Below are 3,523 nucleotides of genomic sequence, written 5' to 3'. Positions count from 1 at the left end.
CGAGCAGCACCGCGAGGATCGAGACGAGCAGGATGGTGCCCTGCAGGAACAGAGTGGGCCCGTCGACCGCCACCGCGTCCACCGCGGCGGTGTACCCGGGCGCGGCCTCGGCGGAGAAGTCCAGCCCCGCGGCGAGCACGACGACGGCCACGAACGCGGCCACGAGACCGCCGAGCGCGAGCAGCAGCTGGCTCGCGTACCGGCCGCGGCGGGGAACGAACGCCTCGACGAGCACTGCGGCGACGGCCACCCCGAACACGATCAGCATGGGAGAGAGCGGGCCGTATTCGAGGTCGGGGGCCGGAATCGCCTGAGCGAGAACGGTGGTGCCGTCCGAGAGAGTCACCTGTGCGTCCCTCCGTGAGTGTCGGGCCCGGTCCCGCCGCCCGCGACGGGCTCGGCCGGCGCGGGCGGCGCCGGATCGGGCTGGTCGACCGTGACCAGGACCCGGCTCACCGCCGGGGTGATCACGTCGAGGGCGGGTTTCGGATACACGCCCAGGACGAGGAGCAACGCGATGAGCGGCACCACGACGGCGAGTTCGCGGGGCACCAGATCGGACACGTGCTCGTTGCCGTCGGTGACCGGTCCGGTCATCATGCGCTGGTACAGCCACAGCACGTAGATCGCCGAGAGGACGAGTGCGAGCACTGCGAACACGGCAGCGACCTGGTAACGCGGATACGTGCCGATCAGCACCAGAAATTCGCTGACGAACGGCGCCAGGCCGGGAAGGGACAGGGTCGCCAGTCCCGCGACGAGGAACGTGCCGGCCAGGACGGGGGCGACCTTGCGGACGCCACCGTAGGCGGCGATCGCGCGGGATCCCCGCCGGGAGACGAGGAACCCGGCGATCAGGAACAGCGCCGCGGTGGAGATGCCGTGGTTGACCATGTACAGCGTCGAACCGGCCTGCCCCTGGCTGGTCATCGCGAAGATGCCGAGGATGATGAACCCGAAGTGCGAGATGGAGGTGTAGGCGATCAGGCGCATCACGTCCGTCTGGCCGATGGCGACCGCCGCGCCGTAGACGATGCCGATCACCGCGAGCGTGACGATCACCGGCGCGAAGTACACCGACGACTCGGGAAACAGTTGCAGGCAGTAGCGCAGCATGCCGAACGTGCCGACCTTGTCGACCACGGCCATCATCAGCACCGCCCCGGCCGGGGTGGCCTGCACCGCGGCGCCGGGCAGCCAGGTGTGGAACGGCCACAACGGTGCCTTCACGGCGAAGGCGAACATGAAGCCGAGGAACAGCGCGTGGAGCACCACGGCGTCGGCGCCGAGACCGCCGCCGGTCACGGCGGCGACGATGTCCCGGAAGTCGAAGGTGCCGGCGCCCTGCCGGGCGGTGACCACGTACAGCCCGATGACCGCGGCCAGCATGATCAGTCCGCCGAACAGGTTGTAGAGCAGGAACTTCACCGCCGCGCGGGAGCGCTGCGTGCGATCCCCGAGACGATCCCCGAATCCTCCGATGAGGAAGTACATCGGAATGAGCATCGCTTCGAAGAAGATGTAGAACAGCAGCACGTCGAGGGCGGTGAACGACACCATCACCATCGCCTCGACCGTCAACATCAGCGCCATGTACAGCTGCGTGGTGCGCCGCGGCGCGGATCCCCGGGCGGTCGCGGCGGACTCGGCCTGTGTCGCGTCGTTCCAGCCCGCCAGCATCAGCAGCGGAAGCAGCACCGCGGTCAGCAGCACCAGCACGAGCGCGATACCGTCCACGCCCAGCGTGTATCGGGTGCCCAGGGCCGGAATCCACTCGTGGGATTCGACGAACTGGTACTGCTCACCTGCCGGATCGAATCCGACCGCCAGTGCGCAGGCCAGTACGAGCACCACGGCCGCGACCGCCAGCGCCGTCGTCTTGGCGAAGCTTCGCATGCGGGCGGGAAGCGCCAGCACGACGACGGCACCGACGAGCGGAACCACCCACAGGGTCGTCAACCAGGGAAAGTCGTCCACTACAGCCTCCCCAGCACCATCGTCGCGACCACGACGGCCGCGCCTACCAACATGGACAAGCCGTAGGACCGCACGAAACCGGTCTGCAGGTGCCGCATCCGGGCGGACAAGGCGCCGACCGTGGCGGAGATCCCGTCGACCGCGCCGTCGACGCCCTTGTCGTCGACGGTCACCAGGGTCGAGGTCAGGGACCGTCCGGGCCGCATGAACACCGCCTCGTTGACCGCGTCGCCGTAGAGATCCCTGCGGGCGGCGACGGTGAACACCGATACCTCGGCGGGGGCGACCTCGGGAATGTCGCGCCGAGCGTACTGCCGGTAGGCCACCGCGGCACCGGCGAGCACGACGGCGAGGGTGAGGGCGGTGGTCACCCACACCGGCAGCAGGTGTTCGGCCTCGTACGTCCCCACCACCGGCTCGAGCCAGTTCTGCAGCGCTCCCCCCAGGCTGAGCGCAGCACCGGCGCCGACCGAACCCACGGCCAGCACGATCATGGGCACCGTCATCACGGCCGGCGCCTCGTGGGGATGGACGTCGGCGGCCCAGCGACGCCGGCCGAAGAAGGTCATCAGCATCACCCGCGTCATGTAGAACGCGGTGATGCCGGCACCGAGCAGGGCGGCCGTCCCGAGGACGACGCCTTCGGCGCCGCCCGCTCCGAAGGCGGCCTCGATGATCTTGTCCTTGGAGAAGAAGCCGGCGAACGGCGGGATGCCGATGATCGCGAGGTAGCCGAGGCCGAAGGTGACGAACGTGACGGGCATGACGGTGCGCAGGCCGCCGTAGCGGCGCATGTTCACCTCGTCGTTCATCCCGTGCATCACCGATCCGGCACCGAGGAACAGTCCGGCCTTGAAGAAGCCGTGGGTGAGCAGGTGCATGATCGCGAAGGCGTACCCGGCGGGACCGAGGCCGGCGGCGAGGACCATGTAGCCGATCTGGCTCATCGTCGACGCGGCGAGCGCCTTCTTGATGTCGTCCTTGGCGCAGCCGATGACGGCCCCGAACAGCAGGGTCACCGCGCCCACGAGCACGACGGCGAGTTGCGCGGTGGGGGCGAGGTCGAAGATCGCATCGGACCGGACGATCAGGTAGACGCCCGCGGTGACCATGGTGGCGGCGTGGATCAGCGCCGACACCGGTGTCGGGCCTTCCATCGCGTCACCGAGCCAGGACTGCAGCGGCACCTGCGCGGACTTGCCGCAGGCGGCGAGCAGCAGCACGAGGCCGAGTGCGGTGAGCACGCCGTCGCTCGCACCCTCGGCCCCGCCGAAGACGTCGTCGAAGGTGACGGAACCGAACGTCGCGAACATGATCATCATGGCGACGGCCAGGCCCATGTCGCCGACGCGGTTGACGACGAACGCCTTCTTCGCGGCGGTTGCGGCGGACGGCTTGTACTGCCAGAACCCGATGAGCAGGTACGAGGCGAGACCGACACCCTCCCAGCCCACGTACAGGCCGAGGTAGTTGTCGGCGAGGACGAGCAGCAGCATCGCCGCAAGGAAGAGGTTGAGGTAGGCGAAGAACAACCGGCGCCCGGGAG

2 protein-coding genes and 1 pseudogene are annotated in these 3,523 nt (G+C 69.1%); all 3 read right to left on the bottom strand.

Features of this window, described 5'->3' with window-relative positions:
- A pseudogene (locus CQZ88_RS06020) lies at positions 1-346 on the bottom strand (NADH-quinone oxidoreductase subunit N); the annotation flags it as partial.
- Entirely contained in the window at positions 343-1,977 is a 1,635-nt protein-coding gene (locus CQZ88_RS06015) for an NADH-quinone oxidoreductase subunit M (protein WP_102799391.1), read from the bottom strand. The pseudogene CQZ88_RS06020 and the gene CQZ88_RS06015, both read right to left, overlap by 4 nt.
- The coding region (gene nuoL / locus CQZ88_RS06010) for an NADH-quinone oxidoreductase subunit L (RefSeq protein WP_258008462.1) at positions 1,977-3,523 on the bottom strand (1,547 nt) is incomplete at its 5' end. The genes nuoL and CQZ88_RS06015, both read right to left, overlap by 1 nt.

The organism is Rhodococcus sp. ENV425, from assembly GCF_002887785.1.
GTDB lineage: Bacteria > Actinomycetota > Actinomycetes > Mycobacteriales > Mycobacteriaceae > Rhodococcus > Rhodococcus aetherivorans.
The sequence above is the reverse complement of the archived record's forward strand: the minus strand, read 5'-3'. Positions and strand labels throughout refer to the sequence as shown.